This window comes from Bifidobacterium panos (assembly GCF_012932445.1).
Lineage (GTDB): Bacteria > Actinomycetota > Actinomycetes > Actinomycetales > Bifidobacteriaceae > Bifidobacterium > Bifidobacterium panos.
This window is the reverse complement of the sequence record NZ_JAAIIJ010000003.1, coordinates 87,186-108,321: the sequence shown is the minus strand read 5'-3', so window position 1 is coordinate 108,321 and position 21,136 is coordinate 87,186. Positions and strand designations below refer to the sequence as shown.

At 60.9% G+C, this 21,136-nt stretch carries 19 protein-coding genes and 1 other RNA gene; 13 read left to right on the top strand and 7 right to left on the bottom strand.

Annotation, left to right across the window (positions count from 1 at the left end):
- The first annotated feature begins 20 nt into the window (after positions 1 to 20).
- The 7 genes from murD (at position 21) to G1C94_RS01590 (ending at position 7,555) form a co-directional block, all read left to right on the top strand.
- Positions 21 to 1,472, top strand: a complete 1,452-nt coding sequence (gene murD, locus G1C94_RS01620) for a UDP-N-acetylmuramoyl-L-alanine--D-glutamate ligase (RefSeq protein ID WP_172144035.1) — start codon at positions 21 to 23, stop codon at positions 1,470 to 1,472.
- Positions 1,459 to 2,736 (top strand): peptidoglycan glycosyltransferase FtsW, encoded by a 1,278-nt coding sequence (locus tag G1C94_RS01615; RefSeq protein WP_253902263.1) that lies wholly within the window; start codon positions 1,459 to 1,461, stop codon positions 2,734 to 2,736. The genes murD and G1C94_RS01615 overlap by 14 nt, the downstream gene beginning before the upstream one ends.
- 16 nt (positions 2,737 to 2,752) lie before the next feature.
- The gene (locus G1C94_RS01610) at positions 2,753 to 3,922 is read left to right on the top strand and encodes a UDP-N-acetylglucosamine--N-acetylmuramyl-(pentapeptide) pyrophosphoryl-undecaprenol N-acetylglucosamine transferase (RefSeq protein ID WP_172144033.1); all 1,170 of its coding nucleotides are present in this window, start codon (positions 2,753 to 2,755) and stop codon (positions 3,920 to 3,922) included.
- Between the two features lie 55 nt (positions 3,923 to 3,977).
- Positions 3,978 to 5,495: a UDP-N-acetylmuramate--L-alanine ligase gene (murC, locus tag G1C94_RS01605; RefSeq protein WP_172144031.1), complete on the top strand. Its 1,518-nt coding sequence runs from the start codon at positions 3,978 to 3,980 to the stop codon at positions 5,493 to 5,495.
- Positions 5,495 to 6,631 carry a cell division protein FtsQ/DivIB gene (locus tag G1C94_RS01600; RefSeq protein ID WP_172144029.1) on the top strand — a complete coding sequence of 379 codons (1,137 nt, stop codon included), beginning with the start codon at positions 5,495 to 5,497 and terminating at the stop codon, positions 6,629 to 6,631. Before murC ends, G1C94_RS01600 begins: the two co-directional genes overlap by 1 nt.
- A gap of 64 nt (positions 6,632 to 6,695) precedes the next feature.
- Positions 6,696 to 7,095: a transfer-messenger RNA gene (gene ssrA, locus G1C94_RS01595) on the top strand.
- Between the two features lie 157 nt (positions 7,096 to 7,252).
- On the top strand, positions 7,253 to 7,555 hold the full coding sequence (locus G1C94_RS01590; RefSeq protein ID WP_253902262.1) for a virulence RhuM family protein: 303 nt from the start codon (positions 7,253 to 7,255) through the stop codon (positions 7,553 to 7,555).
- A gap of 124 nt (positions 7,556 to 7,679) precedes the next feature.
- On the opposite strand, the gene G1C94_RS01585 is transcribed toward G1C94_RS01590, so the two are convergent.
- Positions 7,680 to 8,072 (bottom strand): cytidine deaminase family protein, encoded by a 393-nt coding sequence (locus G1C94_RS01585; protein WP_172144027.1) that lies wholly within the window; start codon positions 8,070 to 8,072, stop codon positions 7,680 to 7,682.
- A gap of 204 nt (positions 8,073 to 8,276) precedes the next feature.
- On the opposite strand from G1C94_RS01585, the gene efp reads away from it, so the two are divergent.
- From efp to gmk, 6 genes are all read left to right on the top strand, one after another.
- Entirely contained in the window at positions 8,277 to 8,834 is a 558-nt protein-coding gene (gene efp / locus G1C94_RS01580) for an elongation factor P (RefSeq protein WP_172144025.1), read from the top strand.
- A gap of 23 nt (positions 8,835 to 8,857) precedes the next feature.
- A complete protein-coding gene (nusB, locus tag G1C94_RS01575) occupies positions 8,858 to 9,271 on the top strand; it encodes a transcription antitermination factor NusB (RefSeq protein ID WP_172144023.1) in 414 nt (137 codons plus the stop codon).
- Between the two features lie 194 nt (positions 9,272 to 9,465).
- Positions 9,466 to 10,662, top strand: a complete 1,197-nt coding sequence (gene carA / locus G1C94_RS01570; protein WP_335341195.1) for a glutamine-hydrolyzing carbamoyl-phosphate synthase small subunit — start codon at positions 9,466 to 9,468, stop codon at positions 10,660 to 10,662.
- A gap of 1 nt (position 10,663) precedes the next feature.
- A complete protein-coding gene (gene carB / locus G1C94_RS01565) occupies positions 10,664 to 14,047 on the top strand; it encodes a carbamoyl-phosphate synthase large subunit (protein ID WP_172144019.1) in 3,384 nt (1,127 codons plus the stop codon).
- Between the two features lie 3 nt (positions 14,048 to 14,050).
- A complete protein-coding gene (pyrF, locus tag G1C94_RS01560; RefSeq protein WP_172144018.1) occupies positions 14,051 to 14,989 on the top strand; it encodes an orotidine-5'-phosphate decarboxylase in 939 nt (312 codons plus the stop codon).
- Positions 14,986 to 15,564: a guanylate kinase gene (gmk, locus tag G1C94_RS01555; protein ID WP_172144016.1), complete on the top strand. Its 579-nt coding sequence runs from the start codon at positions 14,986 to 14,988 to the stop codon at positions 15,562 to 15,564. Before pyrF ends, gmk begins: the two co-directional genes overlap by 4 nt.
- 32 nt (positions 15,565 to 15,596) lie before the next feature.
- Here the strand turns inward: gmk and G1C94_RS01550 are convergent, their stop codons facing one another.
- The 6 genes from G1C94_RS01550 to G1C94_RS01525 all read right to left on the bottom strand — a co-directional run bounded on the left by G1C94_RS01550 (position 15,597) and on the right by G1C94_RS01525 (position 21,120).
- The gene (locus G1C94_RS01550; RefSeq protein ID WP_172144014.1) at positions 15,597 to 16,709 is read right to left on the bottom strand and encodes an Mrp/NBP35 family ATP-binding protein; all 1,113 of its coding nucleotides are present in this window, start codon (positions 16,707 to 16,709) and stop codon (positions 15,597 to 15,599) included.
- Between the two features lie 170 nt (positions 16,710 to 16,879).
- Positions 16,880 to 17,539 carry a GntR family transcriptional regulator gene (locus G1C94_RS01545; RefSeq protein ID WP_172144012.1) on the bottom strand — a complete coding sequence of 220 codons (660 nt, stop codon included), beginning with the start codon at positions 17,537 to 17,539 and terminating at the stop codon, positions 16,880 to 16,882.
- Between the two features lie 332 nt (positions 17,540 to 17,871).
- Positions 17,872 to 18,510, bottom strand: a complete 639-nt coding sequence (locus G1C94_RS01540) for an RpiB/LacA/LacB family sugar-phosphate isomerase (protein WP_172144010.1) — start codon at positions 18,508 to 18,510, stop codon at positions 17,872 to 17,874.
- Positions 18,511 to 18,593: 83 nt separating this feature from the next.
- Positions 18,594 to 19,259 (bottom strand): bifunctional 4-hydroxy-2-oxoglutarate aldolase/2-dehydro-3-deoxy-phosphogluconate aldolase, encoded by a 666-nt coding sequence (eda, locus tag G1C94_RS01535; protein WP_172144009.1) that lies wholly within the window; start codon positions 19,257 to 19,259, stop codon positions 18,594 to 18,596.
- Positions 19,260 to 19,308: 49 nt separating this feature from the next.
- Positions 19,309 to 20,289 carry a sugar kinase gene (locus G1C94_RS01530; protein ID WP_172144008.1) on the bottom strand — a complete coding sequence of 327 codons (981 nt, stop codon included), beginning with the start codon at positions 20,287 to 20,289 and terminating at the stop codon, positions 19,309 to 19,311.
- 21 nt (positions 20,290 to 20,310) lie between these two features.
- A complete protein-coding gene (locus G1C94_RS01525; protein WP_253902261.1) occupies positions 20,311 to 21,120 on the bottom strand; it encodes a gluconate 5-dehydrogenase in 810 nt (269 codons plus the stop codon).
- Between the last annotated feature and the right edge of the window lie 16 nt (positions 21,121 to 21,136).

Here is a 21,136-nt window from a genome sequence, read left to right as displayed (position 1 = left end):
GCATACGGAAGGGAGACATTATGGACTTCGCCAATACGACGGTGCTTGTCGCCGGTCTCGGCGTTTCCGGCTCATCCCTGGCACGGGTGCTCAACCAACGTGGCGCCCATGTCATCACGGTGGACGAACACAAGAGCGAAGCGGATTTGCATTCCTTCGGTGACATCGATTGGCAGGGCATCGATTACGTGATGGCTTCTCCCGTGTTCAACCCGCGCACCCCATTCATTCTTGAGGCGCAACGTCGGGGCATTGCCGTGATGAGCGAGGTCGAGTTCGCCTGGCAGTTGCGGGTGAACAACGCCCGCACCGGCAAGCCGGCCCCTTGGATTGGCATCACCGGCACCAACGGCAAAACCTCCACCACCGAAATGACCTCCGCCATGCTTGGTGCTTGTGGCTTCGACGCGCCGACCGCGGGCAATATCGCCTCCGGCAATATGGACATGAGCTTGTCCGGCTGCGCCACGAACCCTGCGCATGACGCGCTGTGTGTGGAGCTGAGTTCCTTCCAGATGCACTTCACCGATTCGCTGGAACTTGACTGCGCGGCCATCACCAACATCGCCGACGATCATCTCGACTGGCATGGCGGGCGCGACAATTACGCCGCCGACAAAGCCAAGGTGTTCCATGGCGTCAAAAAAGCTCTGGTTTATAACGCCGACGATCCGGTGGTGAGCGACAAGGCCCGTCAGGCGCGGGTTGCGCCGGGTGGGCGCACCATCGGGTTCACGCTCGGTGAGCCGTCAACGGGGCAGATCGGCGTCGCGGACGGCTGGATCGTCGATATGAGCGGCGTGGTCTCGGGCAAGGCGGGGGAGGCGAACCGATTGGCCGCCGTCAGCGAGTTCTCGCACCTGTGCGAGCCGGATGGCACCATCTACCCGCATCTGCTGGCCGATGCCCTGACCGCGCTTGCGCTGGTGCTGGGGTTTGGCGCGAATCTTGAGCAAGCGCTTGAAGCGTTGCGCACCTTTGCCCCGGGAGGCCACCGCATCGCCACCGTAGCGGCCACCGCGCCGGATGCCCTCGGCAACACCATCCGATTCGTGGATGACTCCAAGGCCACTAACGCCCACGCGGTCAAGGCCTCCATCTCGAGTTTCGCACCCGGGTCCGTGGTGTGGATTGCGGGCGGATTGGCCAAGGGAAGCCGGTTCGAGAATCTCGTTGCCTCCCAGCGCGAGGCCATCAAATCCGCCGTCATCATCGGAGTGGATCAAGCCCCCATGCTTGAGGCTTTCGCCGCCGAAGCGCCGGATATTCCGGTTGTGCCCATCGACCCCGAGCCGAACGAAACGGTGATGACCCGTGCCGTCGAAGCCGCGGGCCGAATGAGCCAGCCCGGCGACGTGGTGCTGATGGCGCCCGCCTGTGCCTCGTTCGACCAATTCAAGTCCTATGCCGACCGGGGCGAGGCCTTCGCCAAGGCCGCCGAACAGTGGGTGGCGAATCATGACGCGCGATAAGCGACGCACAAGCGAAAGCCGGGTGCAACGCAAGTCCGAGAGCCAAACGCAACCCGAGCGCAAACAGGATCGCAAACAAAGTTCAGCCCAGCAAACCAGCGGCAAACCCAAAGGCACCCGTTTCGGCGCGGTCAGCCTGTTCAATCCGCTGTGGTGCTACCACGGTTTCCGCATGGCCGTGGTGGGCTTAAGCTGCTTCGGCCTGATCATGGTGTTCTCCAGTTCCGCCGTCAGCGCCGCCTCGGCCGGCAAATCGCCATTCCTTAACTCGATGAGCCAGGTGGTGTTTTGCATTATCGGTTTGGTGCTTGGGGTGATCTGCGCGCTCATGCCGGCGAAACTGTATCGCCGGTTCGGATTTTCCGTCGTGTGCCTGTCTGGGTTTTTGCAGCTGCTCACCTTCACACCGCTGGGTGTGGGTCAATACGGCAACAATGGCTGGATCGCCATCGGCTCTTTGACATTGCAGCCGGCCGAGTTCGTCAAGTTCGCGCTGTGCATCTGGCTGCCTTCGGCGCTCATCATCGCCCGCAAACGATACGCCAAGGAGGGGCTTAAGGCCTATGGCATCACCGGTGCCGTCTATGCCGTATTGCTGCTGCTGGTGTTGGGCGGCAAGGATTTGGGAACCGCAATGATCATTGTGATGATCGGCATCGTTGCCTTTTTGCTCGCCGGCTTTCCGGGCAAATGGATGGCCGTGCTGGTGGGCGTGATGGGCGTGATGGTCACGGTGCTCATCCTCTCCAGCCCGAACCGCCGTTCTCGTGTGCTTGCGGCGTATTCGGCGTGCAGCGCCTCCGACGCGCAGAGCATCTGCTATCAGTCCATGCATGCGCGATATGCCATGGCCTCCGGGGGGTTGCTCGGTGTTGGGCTCGGCAATTCGCGCGAAAAATGGAACTATCTGCCCGCAGCGCATAACGATTTCATCTTCGCCATCATCGGTGAGGAGACAGGTTTCGTCGGTGCCGCCATGGTAATCGCCGTCTTCGTGATTCTGGGCTGGTGCTTGGTATTCACCGCATTGCAGCTCAAGGATCGCTATTCCTCGATGGTGCTGATGTGCATCGCCACGTGGCTTGTCGGTCAGGCCTTGGTCAATATTGGCGTGGTCGTTGGGCTGTTTCCGGTGTTCGGTGTGCCCATGCCGTTCATTTCGGCGGGTGGCTCCTCGATGATCATGTGCTTGGTGGCTTCCGGAGTGGCTGTGGGTCTTATGCGCCAACAGCCTGAAATCAAAGCCGATTCCTCCCGTTTGTAGACTATGCTCGGTCAATATGAAGCATATCGTTCTCGCAGGCGGCGGCACCGCTGGGCATGTCAATCCGTTGCTTTCCGTCGCCGAGGCGATCAGGCGGCTTGACCCCCAAGCCCAAGTGAGCGTCATCGGCACGGCGGTCGGTTTGGAGCGTGACTTGGTGCCGGCCGCGGGGTACGAACTTGACGCGATAGAGAAGGTTCCCTTTCCTCGACGCCCGAATATGGCGGCATTGCGTTTTCCCGCGCAATGGAGGAGGGAGAGCGCGAAGGTGCGCCGCATTCTTGAATCCCGCCATGCGGATGTGGTCGCGGGGTTCGGTGGCTACGCTTCGGCACCGGCTTATGCGGTGGCGCATCGGATGGGATTGCCGCTGGTGATTCACGAACAGAACGCCCGCGCCGGCATGGCCAACAAGCTCGGTGCGCGTTGGGCCGATTTCATCGGCGTCGTCTATGAGGGCACCGGGTTGAAACCGCGCAAGGGCGGCGATCTTGCGCGCGTCGGGTTGCCGTTGAGGCCGGTGATCGCCGATTTGGCGGCTCGTTTTGAACACGATCGTGCGGATGTGCGCCGTCAGGCGGCAGTGCAACTGGGTGTGGATCCCGCCCGCCCGCTGGTGCTCGTCACCGGAGGTTCGCTGGGGGCGGTGAGCTTGAACCGCGCGGTTGCGGGGGCATCCGCCGAGCTGTTGCGCGTCGCCCAAGTGGTGCATTTGACAGGCAAAGGCAAGGCGGACGAGGTGCGCCGGCTCGTCGCGGCGAATGCGAGCGAGGATTGCATCACGGGTTTGGGTGCCGAAAGCGAGGGAACAGGCGACTATCATATCGCCGAATATCTGGAGCGTATCGACTTGGCTTTCGCCTGTGTGGATTTGGTCGTGTGCCGCTCGGGGGCCGGGACGGTCGCCGAACTCACGGCGTTGGGGTTGCCTGCCGTTTATGTGCCGTTGCCCATCGGCAACGGCGAACAGCGGTTCAACGCCCAGCCGGTGGTCGAGGCCGGCGGCGGCCTGATGGTCGCCGATGCCGAGTTCACGCCGTCCTGGGTGAGCGAGCATGTGCCCGCATTGCTGTCCGATGCGCCCGGGTTGCGCAGGATGGGCGGCAAAGCGTGGGAATACGGCATTCGTGACGCCGCCGACACCATGGCGCGTCATATTCTCGACCTTGCGAATCGCGCGGCGTGACGGTGCGGCATAATGGACAAGGTTCGATTCGGCATATCGGCATAAAGGAGCTTTCGTGACTGCAGGCATCAAACTCGACCCGACCCATGCGGCTTTCGGCGTTGACGAGCGGTGCGACGTGCTTGGCCGCACGCATTTCATCGGCATTGGTGGCGCCGGCATGAGCGTGTTGGCCGAAATGCTGGCCGAACGTGGCATCACGGTTGATGGTTCCGATCGGGAGCGCAGCGCCAAAACCGAGCGCCTGGCCGCGCTCGGCATCGACGTGCGGTTCGGCCAGTGCGCCGAGAACGTCTCCGATGCCGACACCGTTGTGTATTCCAGCGCCATCAAGTCCTCCAATCCCGAGATCGTCGCCGCAGCCTCGCAAGGCAAACGCATCGCGCACCGCAGTGACATCCTCGCCCTGCTGATGAACGGCAGTCGCGCGGTCACCGTGGCCGGCGCGCATGGCAAAACCACCACCAGTTCCATGCTCGCGCACATTCTTGAGCATTGCGGGGCGAACCCCAGCTATGCCATCGGGGGCTCCATTCAGGGCGCGAACGGCGCGGTGCTTGACGGCGGGCATATCGGCAATGGCGACATGCTGGTTGCCGAGGCGGACGAGTCCGACGGCAGTTTCGGCAAATACCACCCGTACATCGCCATCATCACCAATTGCGAAGCCGACCATCTTGACCATTACGGCGACGAGGAGCATTATCGCGCCGCATTCGTGAATCACGCGGGTCACGCGAAAGGGCATGTGGTGATTTGTGCCGACGACCCTGATGCCTTGGCTGTGCTGCAGGCACTCGACGGCGAAGCGGCCTCGCGGGCCATCGCATATGGCACCGGCGATCCCGCCTCGATTGCGTTGAAGGGTGCTTCATATGTGCATATCGCTTCCGAACGCGAAAGCGAGGGCAGTGGCAGTGAGCGATTCACGCTCGACATGCCTGCGGGCATCGCGGGCGAGTCGGCGTTCGAGTTGCCCGTCGAGTTGGCCGTTCCCGGTCTGCACAATGCGCGCAACGCCGCGGCAGCGCTCACCGCGGCCATGCTGCTCGGGGTTGAGCCCGGCAAGGCGGCCAAGGCGGCTTCGACATTTATTGGCGCAGCGCGCCGTTTCCAGGTGCGCGGCGTCGTCAAGCAGGTCACTGTGGTTGACGACTATGCGCATCATCCCACGGAAATCGCGGCTCTCTTGGATGCTGCCCGCCGTCGCTACACGCACGGCGCGATTCGCGTGCTGTTCCAACCCCATCTGTTCTCCCGCACCAAGTTCTTCGCGCGCCAGTTCGCCGAAGCGCTCGCCAAGGCCGACGATGTAATCGTCACCGGCGTGTTCCCCGCGCGCGAGCGTCAGGAGGATTTTCCGGGCGTGGGGCCACTAAGCATCGTGCATGAGGCGCAAGGCACCGATTCAGCCAAGTTCCAGGCGGTCGGCGACATGCGCCTCGCCGCGCAGATGATGGCAATGCGCGCCCACCATGGCGACGTGATTTTCACCGTCGGAGCCGGTGACATCACCGATATGGGGCCGGTGATCCTGCATGCGCTTGAAGCGCATCGGGAAGGGTGCGAGTGATGTCCGGTCGGGTGGTTAGTTCAGGCGGTGACAAGGGCGAGGAGCGCAAGTCGCGCACGCTGAGCGGCAAGGCGGGCCAAGGCGTGTCGTCTTCTCGATCGAACGCTTCCCCCGAAGCGGGCAAGACTGGCAAGACCGGCAAAACCGGTCGACTTGGCAAACTGGGTCGGTTCGGTGTCAAGCGCAGGGCGGCCAATAGGTCAGGCAATAAGGCCAATGAGCCGGAAAAGACGGGCATTCCCCGAGCCGTGGCATCTGGTCAATCCTCCGCGCACAGCGAACCGGGGGAGTTCGTCGACGCGCGCCAGCTGGTCAGCGAGGATCTCGTCACCAAAACCCTGCGGGAGAATGCCGGCACATTGGGAGTGTCTTCACGACCCAAGGTGGTGGATTTCACTGCGCGTGCCAAGGAGCGCAAGCGAGTTGGTGTCAGGGTGGCCGCGTTGCGTATGTCCATTGCGCTTCTGGCCGTCGCGGCGCTCGCGGCGCTGATATGGCTGCTGCTGTTTTCTCCCATGCTGCGGCTTGAGCCCTCGCAGATTCAGGTCGAAGGTGCCAACGAGTGGGTCAGCGAGGCCGATGTGCGCGCGATTGCGACCCGTCAGGCCGGCCGTTCGCTGTTGCTGGTCAACACCTCCCGAATGACATCCAGCCTGTCTGACATTCCAGGCGTCACCAGCGCCAAAGCCACGAAACGCTATCCACACGGCATCACCCTGACGATTCAGGCCCAGCGCCCCGCCGCTATGCTTAAGGCCTCGGGGGACAAACTCACCGCCGTCGACGCGAAGGCTCGGGCGCTTAATTCCGTCGATGGGACTTCCGCAAACGGCATTCCCGTCATCGAAGTCTCCAATGTCGAGGAAGGGCTGAAGAATCGGCCGATTCAAGAGGCGCTCAAGATTCTCGACGCTCTGCCCGAATCGTTGCGCACCCAAATCACCAAGGTGAGTGCCGAAACCCAGGATTCCGTCACCACCGAACTCAATGGGGGAGAACACGTGATCGTGTGGGGCGATTCGTCGAATATGAAACTGAAGAAAGCGGACGTCGATAAGATTCTTAGCGATCCGAACGTCATAGGAGACAAGAAACAAGTCGACGTCTCCGCGCCATATCGCCCGGTATTGCGCTGATTGCCCACAAGGTGTATTCTGAAAAGTCCGGCCAAAACGGTCGGGGCTTGATAATTGAACACATGGGGCTGATCGGTTTCGACGATGACCTGTTCGTCGCAGGGAAGCGTGCCGAGAACGCAGGGTCCGCTCGTGGATGTCCCCTGCAAAAGAATAAGTGCTAAATCTAACCGCACTGAGTTCGCTCTCGCTGCCTGATGCTTCGCGCTCGGGACTAAACAGTGAGCAGCCGCTCCGTTCACTCTTCCTCGTCCTTGGGAAGATGCTGAGCGTCGTTTAGAGGACTTGCTTTGCCGTCTGAGCCACAGGGTCGGCAAGGGACTTGTACTGCGGATATGCTCGCCAACAGTCGTCTGCGACAACAGTTGGGGGCAGAAAAACCGCCGCACGGCCAGCAGACTACGCACGTAGAAGACTGAGGGTACGGTCATCGGACCCGGGTTCGATTCCCGGCAGCTCCACCAAAAGCGGAAGCGCTGAACCCCATTTCACGAGAAATGGATTAACGCTTGTTTATAGATGGGGAAATGCCGTTTAGTGAACCGCACCCTGATTGTTGAACTAAATTTCTTCAGTTCAACAATCAGGGTGCGGTTCATTTCCAGGGAAGGATTCAGACCTATGGCCGATGATTTCAATCCGAGCCAGCGCACACAGGTCGTGCTGTACAGGGCCAACGGCGCGAATGTGCCCGTCGAAGTCACCTACTGGGGGCATACGTTCTGGATGCCACAAAAGAACATAGCGCAACTTTTCGGCGTCAATGTACCCGCGATCTCCAAGCATCTCACGAACATCTATGAAGAGGGGGAACTGGCCGAACCGGCAACTATGTCGGAAATGGAAACAGTTCGGAATGAAGGTGGCAGAACGGTTCGACGCACCCAATGTCAGTTACCATCTCAAGAAAATCTATGGCAGTGACGAACTTGCAGAAGCGCGAACTATTAAAGATCTTTTAACAGTTCGTGACGAAGGTGGCAGAACGGTAAAGCGCACCGTGTGCTTTGAAGCGCGCGGCCGCAAAGTATCAAATTTATTGCATTCGTTATATCCACCATTTAGGAGTAAGTTCTCCGAGCGTGGCGACTTCACCATTTTCGTAGTCCAGCAGTACTTCAATTGTTCCGTACTGCTCTGGCATAAGTTGCGTCATGAGTTCTCTGCAGGCGCCGCACGGCGGTAATACTTTGCCATCCCAATTCACCGCGACCACTCGTTTTATCGCATCTTCTCCATTTGTCAGCATGGTAAAAATAGCGTTTCGCTCGGCACATATTCCAAGTGTGCAGGCTCCGTCAACGCAAACTCCAACATAAATTTCCCCGGATATTGCCTCCACTGCAGCCCCGACGCCTGCTGTTTCAAGCATTTCAGATACCTTTCGCGGTTTCAGAATCCTGCTTGCCTCGTGATATAGAGTATTCCATATTTCACCCATTGATTGCCTCCATAAATTCCCATTTAGTAAATTGCTCTTTCCTGATAAAAGAATAGTGCGATTCGGGGTGAACGGTACATAATCTTGCGAAAACGGCTCGGAGACGCGACATGCAGTTCTAGGGGTGGTGGCACAATGGCTGAGGCGATTTTCGGGGGAGTCCCCGGGAACTAACTTCAAGTTCGACAGTATAGGTGAATAAACGTGGCACAGACTACCAATGACATCAAGAACGGTTCCGTTTTGAACCTCGACGGCCAGCTGTGGACCGTCCTGAAGTTCCAGCACGTCAAGCCGGGCAAGGGTCCCGCCTTCGTGCGCACCACCATCAAGAACGTGCTGAGCGGCAAGATCGTCGACAAGACCTTCAACGCGGGCATGAAGATGGAGTTCGAGACCGTCGACAACCGCACCTTGCAATACTCCTACGAGGACGGCGACAACTATGTGTTCATGGACATGACCACCTACGATCAGGTCATGGTGCCCAGGTCCCTCGTGGAGAGCAAGTTCCTGCTCGAAGGCACCGACTGCATCGTGTCCTTCCATGACGGCACCCCGCTGTCCGTCGAACTGCCGGCCTCCGTGGTGCTCACCGTTACCCACACCGAGCCGGGTCTGCAGGGCAACCGCTCCAACGCGGGCACCAAGCCGGCCACCGTCGAGACCGGTGCTGAGATTCAGGTGCCGCTGTTCATCGAAGAGGGCGAGCGCGTCAAGGTGAACACCACCGACGGCTCCTACCTCGGCCGCGAGAACTGATTTCCCAAGGTTTCGGCGACTTCATGGCACGTTCCACCGCCCGCAAAAGGGCTTTGAACACGTTGTATGAGGCGGACGAGAAGGGGCAGGACATCCTGTCCCTGCTCGATGAGCGCATCAAGGTTCCCGGCGCGCAGACGCCATTGCCCGAATACGCCGTTGATATCGTGCGCGGCGTGGCTGAGCATCTGAGCGATATTGACGCCGTGCTGGACGAATGTTCCACCGGCTGGAAGGTCGCGCGCATGGGCGTGGTCGACCGCAACATCCTGCGTATCGCGGCATGGGAGATCATGTACAACGACGAGGTGCCCGACAAGGTCGCCATCGACGAGGCGTTGGGATTGGCGAAGACATTGTGTGACGACGAGTCGCCCGCGTTTATTCACGGGCTGTTGTCCGCCGTGTGTGTGGCTCAAGACAAGTCGTCGGATTGATGTTGAACGCCTCCCGTGGTTTCACGGGGGGCGTTTTTGTAAGATGCCGGTTGCGAATGGCGCGCAAGTGCCGATAAGCACGGTGGAATAAATACAGATTGATAACAGATTGATAATGCCATCGGATGGCGCGCGCGTCTGCGCTGGCGGCTACTCTTGGCTTGAATACCCGAAAGAGAATAAGGGGGTTTGCGGTGAGCGATGCACCGACCTACGATCGCGATGATGCCGTTCTTGTATTGGAGGACGGTCAGGTATATGTAGGTAGCCCCTATGGGGCGCTCGGCGAGACGGTGGGGGAGATTGTCTTCGCCACGGCCATGACCGGCTATCAGGAGACGCTCACCGACCCGAGCTACGACCGCCAGATCGTCGTGCAGACGTTCCCCCACATCGGCGACACCGGCGTCAACAAGGAGGATCCGGAATCCTCACGCATCTGGGTGGCCGGCTATGTCGTGCGCGAACCCAGCCCGAACGTGAGCAACTGGCGCGCCGAAGGCAGCCTTGAAGACGATCTTCAATCGCAGCATATCGTCGGCATCAGTGGCATCGATACCCGCAAGCTGGTGCGCCACTTGCGTTCCGTCGGCGTGATGCGCGCGGGAATCTTCTCCGGCGAGGCGCTGGCCGGCGGTGACGGCAAACCCAAGAGCGTGGATGCGCTGATGGAGACGGTGAAGGCCGCCGCGCCGATGAAGGGCCTGAGCCTGTACGACGAGGTGAGCACCAAGGAGATGTACACCATCGAGCCGTGTGGCGAGTTCGAAGGCAAGGAGCCGCTGTTCACGGTGGTCGCCGTCGATCTGGGCATCAAGGCGATGACCCCGCACCGCATGGCCGAGCGCGGTTGCCGCGTGCATGTGGTGCCCTCATCCGTCACCTTCGAGCAATTGCAAGCGCTTGAACCCAACGGCGTGTTCTTCTCCAACGGCCCGGGCGACCCCGAGCAGGCCGACCCGGAAGTCGACCTGCTGCGCAAGGTACTCGACGCCGGCTATCCGTTCTTCGGCATCTGCTTCGGCAACCAGCTGCTCGGCCGCGCGCTCGGCTTCGGCACCTACAAGCTCAAGTTCGGCCATCGTGGCGTCAACCAGCCCGTCAAGGACATGACCACTGGCAAGATCGAGATCACCGCGCACAACCACGGGTTCGCCGTGGACGCACCCATCGGCGAGCAGGTGTCCGCCCCGTTCGACGGCGGCAAATACGGCAAGGTGTTCGTCTCCCATATCGATTTGAACGATAACGTGGTCGAAGGCTTGCAGTGTGTCGATATTCCGGCGTTCTCCGTGCAATACCACCCGGAGGCGGCAGCTGGCCCGCACGATGCGGCCTATCTGTTCGATCGTTTCGTCGATCTGATGAAGAGCGTCAAGGAAGGTAAGTGATATGCCGAAGCGTACCGACATCAAATCCGTGATGGTCATCGGCTCCGGCCCGATCGTGATCGGTCAGGCTGCGGAGTTCGACTATTCGGGCACCCAGGCATGTCGCGTGTTGCGCGAGGAGGGCATTCGCGTCATCCTCGTCAACTCCAACCCGGCCACCATCATGACCGACCCGGAAATGGCCGACGCCACCTACATCGAGCCGATCGCCACACCGATTCTCGAACGCATCATCGCAAAGGAACGCCCCGACGCCCTGCTGCCCACGCTGGGCGGACAAACGGCGCTGAACGCGGCCATGGCGCTGGGCGAAGCTGGGGTCTTGAAGAAATACAACGTCGAGCTGATCGGCGCCTCCCTTGACGCCATCGACCGTGGCGAGGACCGCGAACTGTTCAAGAAGGTCGTCGAACAGGCGGGGGCCGAATCGGCGCGTTCCAGCATCGCCCACTCCCTCGAGGAAGTCGACCGGATCGCCGACGAGTTCGGCTATCCGCTGGTGGTGCGCCCCAGCTTCACGATGGGCGGCCTTGGCTCCGGCATCGCGCACGACGAGGAGGAACTGCATCGCATCGCCGGCGCGGGCATCCACTATTCGCCCACCGACGAAGTGCTTATCGAAGAGGGTATCGAAGGCTGGAAGGAATTCGAGCTTGAATTGATGCGCGACCGCAACGACAATGTGGTGGTCGTCTGCCCCATCGAGAATGTCGATCCGGTTGGCGTGCACACCGGCGACTCCATCACCGTGGCTCCCTGTTTCACGCTGACCGACCGCGAATACCAGAAGCTGCGCGACATCGGCATCGCCATCATCCGCGGCGTGGGAGTGGACACCGGCGGTTGCAACATCCAGTTCGCCATCCACCCCGACACCGGGCGTATCATCGTCATCGAAATGAACCCGCGTGTGTCGCGTTCCTCCGCGCTTGCCTCCAAGGCCACCGGCTTCCCGATCGCCAAGATTGCCACGAAGCTGGCGTTGGGATATACGCTTGACGAAATCCAGAACGACATCACCCAGTCCACGCCGGCCTCCTTCGAGCCGACCATCGATTATGTGGTCACCAAGGTGCCGCGTTTCGCGTTCGAGAAGTTCCCGGGTGCCGACCCCACGCTGACCACGTCGATGAAATCCGTGGGCGAGGCGATGGCCTTGGCATCCAACTTCCAGGAATCGCTGGGCAAGGCCATGCGTTCCATCGACAAGCGTCACATGGGCTTCAACTGGGATGGCGACAAGCCCGAAGCCGCCGAGGTCGCCCAACTGCTCGAAGCCATCAAGGTGCCCACGGAAAGCCGCTATCTGCAGCTCATGCGCGCCATTTGGGGCGGTGCCACCATCGAGCAGCTGTTCGCCGCCACCAAGATCGACCCGTGGTTCCTAAAGCAGCTCACGCTCATCAACGACATGGCGCTTGAGGTGCGCGGGGCCGAAACGCTGACGGCCAAGTTGTTGAAGAAGGCGAAGCTCGCGGGCTTGTCCGATCTGCAGATCGCCCACTTAAGGAATCTCGGGGATTCCGGCGAGAACACCGTGCGCGAGCTGCGCTGGACATATGGCTTGCGTCCGGTGTACAAGACCGTCGACACCTGCGCCGCCGAGTTCGACGCGGCCACGCCGTATTACTACTCTTGCTATGCCGACGAAACTGAGGTCAAGCCGCGCGAGCGTGAGGCCGTCATCATCCTCGGTTCCGGTCCCAACCGCATCGGCCAGGGCATCGAGTTCGACTACACCTGCGTGCACGCGGTGCAGGAGCTCGGCAAGGATTACGACACCATCATGGTCAACTGCAATCCCGAGACGGTGTCCACCGATTACGACATTTCCGACCGCCTGTATTTCGAGCCGCTTACCTTCGAGGATGTGCTGGAAATCTACGAGGCCGAAAAGAAGATGGGGCCGGTCAAGGGCGTCATCGTGCAGCTCGGCGGCCAGACGCCGCTGTCTCTTGCCGCCCGTCTGAAGGCCGCGGGCGTGCCGATTCTGGGCACCACCCCCGAGTCCATCGACTTGGCGGAGAACCGCGAGTTGTTCGGCGAGGTGCTCAAAGCGGCCAAGATGAACGCGCCGCGTTACGGCACTGCGCTGAGCCTTGAGGAGGCACTTGAAGCCGCGCATTCCATCGGGTACCCGGTGCTGGTGCGCCCCAGCTACGTGCTGGGGGGGCGTGGCATGGAAATCGTCTACGACAATGCGCAGCTCGAAAAGTATGTCGATCGCGCGTTGGCCGAGGCTCAAGCCGATACGGTCGTCTCCGGCAGGCTTCCCAGCCCCCTGCTCATCGACAAGTTCCTGCAGGATGCCATCGAAATCGACGTGGACGCCTTGTTCGACGGCGAGGAGCTGTATATCGGCGGCATCATGGAACACATCGAGGAGGCCGGTGTGCACTCCGGTGACGCCGCTTGCACTCTGCCGCCCTCCACGCTGTCCGACGACCAGATTCGCCGTCTGCGCGAAGGCACCCTCGCCATCGCCAAGGGCTGCCATGTGCAGGGTCTGATCAACGTGCAATATGCCTTCATGGCCAACACGCTGTATGTCATCGAGGCCAACCCGCGCGCCTCGCGCACCGTGCCGTTCGCGTCCAAGGCCACCGGTGTGCCGCTGGCCAAGGCAGCCGCGCGCATCATGGCGGGTCAGACCATCGCCCAGCAGCGCGTTAACGGACTGCTGCTGCCCAAGGGCGACGGCGGCGACATCCATCGTGGCCAGCAGGTCGCCATCAAGGAGTCGGTGCTGCCGTTCAAGCGCTTCCGCACCCCCGTGGGCAAGACCGTCGACATTCTGCTCGGCCCCGAAATGCGTTCCACCGGCGAGGTGATGGGCTTCGACCGCGATTTCCCGCACGCTTTCGCCAAGAGCCAGCTCGCCGCCTACGAGGGTGGCCTGCCCGTCGACGGCAACGTGTTCATCTCCGTCAACGACACCGACAAGCGCCAGCTGCCGCTGATGGCCGTGCGCTTGGAAGAGCTCGGCTTCAAGATCTGGGCCACCGAGGGCACCGCTTCCGTGCTGCGCCGTTATGGCATCGACTCGAAGGTGGTGGACAAGATTTCCTCGCGCATCGATTCCGACCCCGATCAGCCGGTCGAGGTCAAACATGCCCAAGGCTCCGTCGGCAAGAACGTCGTTGAACTCATCGAGGAGGGGCAGATCGACATGATCCTCAACACCCCGAACTCGCGCGGCTCGCGTTCGGACGGCTATTCGATTCGCGCCGCGGCCATTGCGGCCGATCTGCCGCAGTTCACCACCATCACCGAGTTCTCCGCTGTGTTGTTGGCCATTGAAGCCGTCAAGCGCAACGATTACCAGGTGATGAGCATTCAGGAGCATGCCAAGCAGCTGTTCGCGCTGGAGAATGAGGAGCGCTGAGCCATGCCTGAGGTTATCGACACAGCCCAAGAAGACGGGCGGCAGAACGCGCAACGCTCCGATTTCGGATTGCGCCTGCGCAATTCGATGGACAAGTACGGCCCGCTGTGCGTCGGCATCGATCCCCACCGGGCGTTGCTGACCGATTGGGGTTATCAGGTCGACGCCGAAGGCGCGGAGATGTTCGCCATGCGCATGTTGCAGGCGGCGAATGGCCGCGCGGCCGCCGTCAAGTTCCAGATGTCGATGTTTGAACGCTATGGTTCCAAGGGCTTCGCGGCGCTGGAACGTCTGCTGTATGTGGCTCGGCAGATGGGCATCATCACGATTGTGGACTGCTTGCACGGGGGGCTGACCACCACAATTTCCGCGATTGCCGACGCCTATTTCAAGCCCGGTGCCCCGCTTCGTGCGGACGCCATCACCCTGCTACCCTATTACGGCGCGCGTTCGCTGAAGAACCTCATCAATGACGCACTCGACAATGGCCGCGGCGTGTTCGTCGCCTCCCTGACCTCGAACGAGGAGGGCAGGAGCTTGCAAAGCGCGATTCGTCAAGGCGGCGAATATGCAGGCAAAACCGTCGCCTACGGTATTGCCGCCACCGCGCAGAAGCACAATGTCGGCATCGACGGCATGGGCTCGGTCGGGCTGATCGTCGGCGCCACCGTCGGCCAGTGGATCGACCAGACAGGCATCGACCCGGCGCAGTTCACCGGCCCGATTCTCTCGCCCGGCTATGGCTGGCAGGGCGCTGAGGCAGAGGATTTGACCACGCTGTTCAAAGGCACGCATGGTAATGTGCTGGTTACCGTGTCCCGGTCCATCGCCTCGCATGGCCCTGATATCTCGGCTCTGAGCGAAGCCACCGAGGCGATAGCCTTGGATGTCAGGCAGGCCATCATGCAGGCCGAAGAGGAAACCACAAAGGAGCAGCAGTGACGAACGGGCGTCTTATCGTTTTGACAGGCCCCACAGCGGTTGGCAAGGGCACCGTCGAAGCGAAGTTGAGAGCCGACCATCCCGAAGTGTGGGTGTCGGTGTCCGCCACCACGCGCGAGCCGCGCCCCGGCGAGGTCAATGGCGTCAATTATTGGTTCATTTCCGAAGAGGAGTTCCTGGCCGGCGAGAAGGCAGGGGAATTCCTTGAGACCGCCGTCGTGCACGGCATGGCACATTATGGCACGCCGCTGAAGCCGGTTGAGGAGCATTTGGCGGCCAATATCCCGACGATTCTCGAAATCGATTTGCAGGGCGCACGCCGCGTGCGCGAGCGTGCTGCCGAGCTTGGGTTGGATGTGGTATACGTGTTCATCGCGCCGCCCTCGTTCGAGGAGTTGAAGCGCCGCCTGATTGGGCGTGGCACCGAAACCCCCGAACAGCAGGCCAAGCGCTTGGAAACCGCCAAAGTCGAACTCGCCGCCGAAAACGAGTTCGATGTCGTCATCGTCAACAACACCGTCGACAAAGCCGCCGCCGACCTCTGGCAGGTCATCGCCACCGAATACGGCTTATAAGCATCCGGCGAACGGCGGCTTCGTGCTCTTCGTCAGCTTTGCATGAGTTGTTGGGCCAGTGATTTGAACTCGGCGGCCAGGGGAGTGCCGGTCAGGGTGCCGTCTTGATTGAGCACGGCTGGGCGGCCGGATTCGCCCACTTCGCGGATTTCGGGGAGCAAGGGCAACTGTGCCATCAACGGCACGTCATAGCCCAACGCCGAGGTGAGCTGCTGGGCGACCCGCTGGCCGCCGCCCTGGCCGAAGATGCGCAATCGCTCGCCCTTGTGATCGTAATAGCTCATATTCTCCACCACACCGCGCACCCTCATCGGCACTTGCAGCGCCACCAAACCCGAACGCACGGCGATATCGGAAGCGGAGGGTTGCGGCGTGGTGACGACCACCAGCTCGGCATTTGGCAATGTCTGGGCAACGGAAATCGCCATATCCCCGGTGCCAGGAGCCAAGTCAAGCAGCAGCACATCTGGCTCGCCCCACCACACGTCCGACAGGAACTGTTCCAACGAGCGTTGCAGACGCGGCCCACGCCACAGAATCGCCCGATCCGCGCCGGCGAACATGCCGATGGACATGAGCTTGACACCCCACGCTGTCACCGGCATCAGCATACCGTTGAGGTTGGTGGGTTGCGCATGCACTCCAAACAAGCGAGGCAACGAGAAACCATAGATATCTGCGTCGATGGCGGCGGTGTCGTAGCCCATTGCCGCGAACGTGGCAGCAAGGTTGGCCGTCACCGAGGATTTGCCCACCCCGCCTTTGCCGGAGGCGATGGCGAAAATGCGTGTCTTGACGCCGGGGACGGTGAATGGGTTCTGCCGGCGTTCGGCCTTGAGATCGGCGACCAGACCGGCGAGTTTGTCTTGGCTCATCGAACTGACTTCGATATGGGGAACCAGCGTGGCATCGGAATAGGAAGCCACCGCGTCATCGATCTGCCTGATGATGGTTTCGCTTAGCGGGCAATCCTTGACGGTGAGTTCGACGTGAATGGTCACGTCGATGCCGTCGTCGGGTCGGGGCACGGCATCAACGCCGGAAATCATGCCCAAATCGGTGATGGAACGCCCCAGCTCCGGGTCGATCACCCGGCTCAGGCGGTTGAAGATCTCGGCTTCGATGTGTTGCAATGCGTCGCTCATGATCCTCCTTTCGCGTCTCCACCTTAGCCGGTGGCACCCGGACGCGCCAGAGGGCTACTCGCGGCTTTCGCGCCACATGTCCGGCCCGATGTCAATCTCCCGCTCATTGCCTAAGGCAAATGCGGCTCGAATGTTCTTCCTGACGCTTTTCGCAAAGCGGCGAACAAATGCTACACGCGGAAGAAGTCGCTGTGCGACTGGAACACATGCATATAGCCCTCGCGCGAGTGGGAGAGATGCGTGCGGATGGCGTCGATGGCACCTTCCTGATCACCGTTCAATGCGCAATCGATGATGGCGAGATGCTCGTTTGCCGAAGCCGTTACTCGGTCGGGAGACCATGGCAGGAAGATTCGCGTGCGCTGGCTTAAGGCCAACAGGGTGGACATCAGGCTTTCCAAATACTGGTTATTGGCTTTCTTTGCGAAATACATGTGGAAGGAGAAATCGAAATCGTCCTCGATGGAGTCCATGTCCGTGCCGCTGCCGGTGCCCCTCTCCTTGACCTTATTGCGGAATTCCTGCAGGGAATCGGTGTCGAGGCGGACGAACGTCTGTTGCAGAAGATATGGCTCGACCAGCAGACGGCTTTCAATCATGTCCTGAAGGTCGCGCAGGGAAATCTGGCTGACGGTGATGCCCTTGCGCGGGAAAATCGTCAAGAGGTTCTCTTCGGCGAGTTTGTTGATGGCTTCACGCACGGGGGTACGGCTGATGCCGAGCTGTTCCGTAATCTGTTTTTCGTCCAGCAAATCGCCCGGCTTGAGTTTGCAGAACACTATCTGCTTGCGTAAATAGTCGTAAGCGATATCCCGCTTGCTTAACCCCATGTTCTTACATCCTCTCCATGGCGCATGCTCACACTGCTCGATTATGTTTCAGCGAGATGAGCCTTTAGCGTTGTGAAATGGCCACTTCTGTCTCAAGATAGCACGCATTTGTTGCTATACCGGGGAATTTCGCTCCTGTATTCGTCGATGGTTGGTAAAAGGGCAGCATAAAACCGGCGACTCTTCGCATCATTGGGAACAAGGGTGCGACAAGCCGCCGGTTTCAGCCATTGCTTTAGACCTCATTGTTGATTGGACGTGAGAGATCTTGCAAAGGGTTGCGTCGGCCAGTGGAAGGGGCTGACCGGCGCAAGTCATTAAGTGGACGTTGCTCAGTCAGTCAGGCTCAGTACGTAGTCCTTGATTTCGCCTGGTTCGGCGTGTTCGGAGAAGAGTTCCTTGAAGTGTTGGCCGGCGAAGGCGCCTTTGACCAGTTCGGGGTCGAGGTCTTGGTAGATGTCGGTCAGGGGCCGGTAGGCGGCGGCGCGGACCTGGTCGAGGATCTTCTTGTTGCGCTGTTCGGGCACGACGCGTTCCTTGGGGTAGCCCGAGCCGGGCTCTTCGAGCCACATTTGCTCGAAGATGTATTTGAGTTGGAGTTCCTGTCCCCATCCGTTTTTCAGGGCGAAGGGGATGGCCATGGCGTTGCCGTCGTTGATCTGGGCGAAGGTGTACGCGTCGAGGGGGTCCTCGACATGCCCGCAGATCACGCCGGGGAAGCTGTTCAATGCGAGCATGGCGCCCTCGCCGGTGCCGCACCCGGTGACCACGAAGTCCGCGGCCCGGGTGTTGAGCAGGGCTGCGGCCAGGATGCCGGTCTGCACGTAGGTCAGCTGGGCGGTGTCGTCGGCCGCGTACATGCCGTAGTTGTCGACCTGGAAGCCCTTGGCGTCCGCCACCCCCTTCAACGCCCCGTAAATCAGATTGTTCTTGGCGGCCTGGGAGTTCTCGTTGATCAAAGCGATACGCATGATGTTCACTCGTTCCTTTCGATTATGGTTATGGGTTTGCCGTATTGGCTATTGGTTTTTCTAATTGGTGTGTATTTCGGCTGTCAGTTTCCCGTTTGCTCGCGTTTGGCCGCGATGACCGGCTCGAGCAGGGCGCGCGCCTTGCGGCACGCCTCGCTGACCGCATTCCAGTCGCCTTGCTTCTGGGCCTGGGAGGGCACGGGGAAGCTGCCGCCCACGGCGAACACGTTCGCAAGGCTCATGTAGTCGGCGGCGTTGTCCAGGCTCACGCCGCCGGTGGGCAGGAAGCCCATCTCCGCGAACGGGCCGGACAAGGCCTTCAGGGTTTTGACACCGCCGTACGCCTCGGCGGGGAAGAATTTCGCATAACGAAGCCCGCGGTCGTAGGCCTTCTCCACATCCGAGGGCACCGCCGTGCCCGGCAGGATCGCGATGTCGTGTTCCAGGGCCCAGTCGACGACGTCCTCGTCGAACGCGGGCGTGACCAGGCCGGTGCAACCCGCGTCCACCGCCGCGACGGCCTGTTCGGGCGTGTGGACCGTGCCCGCGATCAACGTCACCCCGGGCACCATGTCACGAATCCGTTTCATGCCCTCGATGGCATGGGGGCTGCGGAACGTGACCTCGGCCACCGGCACCCCGCCCGCCTCAAGCGCGCGAGCCAACGGCACCGCCTCCTCCACCGAATTCAGCGTCACCAAGGGCACCACGCCCACCTCGGCCAAACCTGTTATCAGATCGTCTGCCATGATCGTCCTATCTCCTTCACAAAACTTGTCTTGTCGATTGGCATGCCGTTCATGCGGCGCGCTGGTGCGAGGCGAGGAACGCGTCGAGTTCGCTTGGTGTGGGCAGGCCCTCGTTGTCGGACTCGTGCTGCGTCTGAATCGCACCCAACGCGCAACCACGCACCGCCGCCTGATCCAGATCCTGGCCTTCGAGCAGCGCGGAAAGCACGCCGGCGGCGAACCCGTCACCACAACCCACCGTATCCACCACACGCCCGACCACAAACCCCGGCACATACACGCTTCCGGCCCCGGTGGCGGCCAGCGCGCCGCGCGGCCCGTCCTTGACCACCACCGCCCTCGCACCATTGTCCAGGAACGCCTGCGCCACCGCTTCCGGGGTCTCGGCGCCGAACAATTCGCGTCCCTCGGCCAAACCCGGCAACACCAGGTCGGCTTGGGCGGCCAGCTCGCGCAACACCGTGCGCATCCTGTCCACGTCCGGCCACAATGCGGGACGCAGATTCGGGTCGAACGACACAAACACGCCACGCTCACGCGCCGCCCTGACCAGCGCATACGACGCCTCAAGCGCGGTTTCGCTCAACGGCGGCAGAATCCCGGTCAAATGCAACACCGAAACACCCCGCCAATCAAGCGCTTCCACGTCCGCCGGCGAGATCGCCGACGCGGCCGAACCCGCACGCCGATAAAACGTCGTCGGATCACCGTGAGACACCCTGGACTTGAGCATGAACCCCGTCGGACGCGACCCATCACGCACCACCAAAGAGGTATCCAGACCGTTGGCCCGCATGAAACCCAGGATCCGGTCGGCGAACGGGTCACAACCCAAACGGGTCATATACACCGGCTCCTGGCCCAGGCGCTTCAGGCCGACCGCCACGTTCAACTCCGCGCCAGCCGTCGACGCGGTAAACCCGCGCACCTCGCTCAGGTCGCCCTCCTCGCACGCGCCGAACAAGGCCATCGCCTCACCCACCAAGAGCACCCTGCCCGGGCGGATGCCGCTCACGGTCACGTCTGCCATCACAACCTCGCCCTTGTCCGGTCAGGCCGGCTGCTTGCCGATATACGCCAAAATCCCGCCATCGACATACAAAACATGACCGTTCACGAAATCAGACGCACCCGACGCCAAAAACACCGCCGGACCCATCAGATCCTCAGGAGACCCCCAGCGAGCCGCCGGAGTCTTCGCGATAATGAACTGATCAAACGGATGACGAGAACCATCAGCCTGACGCTCACGCAACGGCGCCGTCTGCGGAGTCGCGATATACCCCGGACCAATCGCATTGCACTGGATGTTCGCCTCGCCATACTCCGAACAAATATTGCGAGTCAGCATCTTCAAACCACCCTTGGCCGCCGCATACGCCGACACCGTCTCACGACCCAACTCACTCATCATCGAACAAATATTAATGATCTTGCCATGACCCTTCGCAATCATCCCCGGCAACACCGCCTTCGAGACGATGAACGGGCCGGTCAGGTCGATATCCACCACCTGACGCCATTCCTCCGCACTCATCTCCACCATCGGAATACGCTTGATGATACCCGCGTTATTCACCAGAACGTCAGGCGACGTGCCGAAATCGCGCTCGATATCCGCGACCAGAGCGTTCACCGCCGCCTCGTCCGTGACATCAGCCACATAACCACGCGCATCAATACCCGCCTCCTTGTAGGAAGCCAAACCGCGATCCACCGCCTCTTGGCTGCGGTCGTTGAACGCGATCTTCGCGCCGGCCGCCGCGAACGCCGAAGCGATCGCGAAACCGATGCCATACGAAGCACCAGTCACCAACGCGACCTTGCCCTCAAGCGAAAAACTCTTCATATCGAATGCCATGTTGTTCTCCTTAATT

Bases quoted from the DNA above. Each gene is read 5' to 3' on its own strand.
- G1C94_RS01590 (WP_253902262.1), top strand. From the start codon at position 7,253: ATGGCCGATGATTTCAATCCGAGCCAGCGCACACAGGTCGTGCTGTAC.
- G1C94_RS01585 (WP_172144027.1), bottom strand. From the start codon at position 8,072: ATGGGTGAAATATGGAATACTCTATATCACGAGGCAAGCAGGATTCTG.
- G1C94_RS01540 (WP_172144010.1), bottom strand. From the start codon at position 18,510: ATGCGTATCGCTTTGATCAACGAGAACTCCCAGGCCGCCAAGAACAAT.
- eda (WP_172144009.1), bottom strand. From the start codon at position 19,259: ATGGCAGACGATCTGATAACAGGTTTGGCCGAGGTGGGCGTGGTGCCC.
- pyrF (WP_172144018.1), top strand. From the start codon at position 14,051: ATGCCTGAGGTTATCGACACAGCCCAAGAAGACGGGCGGCAGAACGCG.
- G1C94_RS01525 (WP_253902261.1), bottom strand. From the start codon at position 21,120: ATGGCATTCGATATGAAGAGTTTTTCGCTTGAGGGCAAGGTCGCGTTG.
- G1C94_RS01610 (WP_172144033.1), top strand. From the start codon at position 2,753: ATGAAGCATATCGTTCTCGCAGGCGGCGGCACCGCTGGGCATGTCAAT.
- G1C94_RS01600 (WP_172144029.1), top strand. From the start codon at position 5,495: ATGTCCGGTCGGGTGGTTAGTTCAGGCGGTGACAAGGGCGAGGAGCGC.
- nusB (WP_172144023.1), top strand. From the start codon at position 8,858: ATGGCACGTTCCACCGCCCGCAAAAGGGCTTTGAACACGTTGTATGAG.
- G1C94_RS01545 (WP_172144012.1), bottom strand. From the start codon at position 17,539: ATGGGGTTAAGCAAGCGGGATATCGCTTACGACTATTTACGCAAGCAG.
- G1C94_RS01550 (WP_172144014.1), bottom strand. From the start codon at position 16,709: ATGAGCGACGCATTGCAACACATCGAAGCCGAGATCTTCAACCGCCTG.
- G1C94_RS01615 (WP_253902263.1), top strand. From the start codon at position 1,459: ATGACGCGCGATAAGCGACGCACAAGCGAAAGCCGGGTGCAACGCAAG.
- murD (WP_172144035.1), top strand. From the start codon at position 21: ATGGACTTCGCCAATACGACGGTGCTTGTCGCCGGTCTCGGCGTTTCC.
- G1C94_RS01530 (WP_172144008.1), bottom strand. From the start codon at position 20,289: ATGGCAGACGTGACCGTGAGCGGCATCCGCCCGGGCAGGGTGCTCTTG.
- carB (WP_172144019.1), top strand. From the start codon at position 10,664: ATGCCGAAGCGTACCGACATCAAATCCGTGATGGTCATCGGCTCCGGC.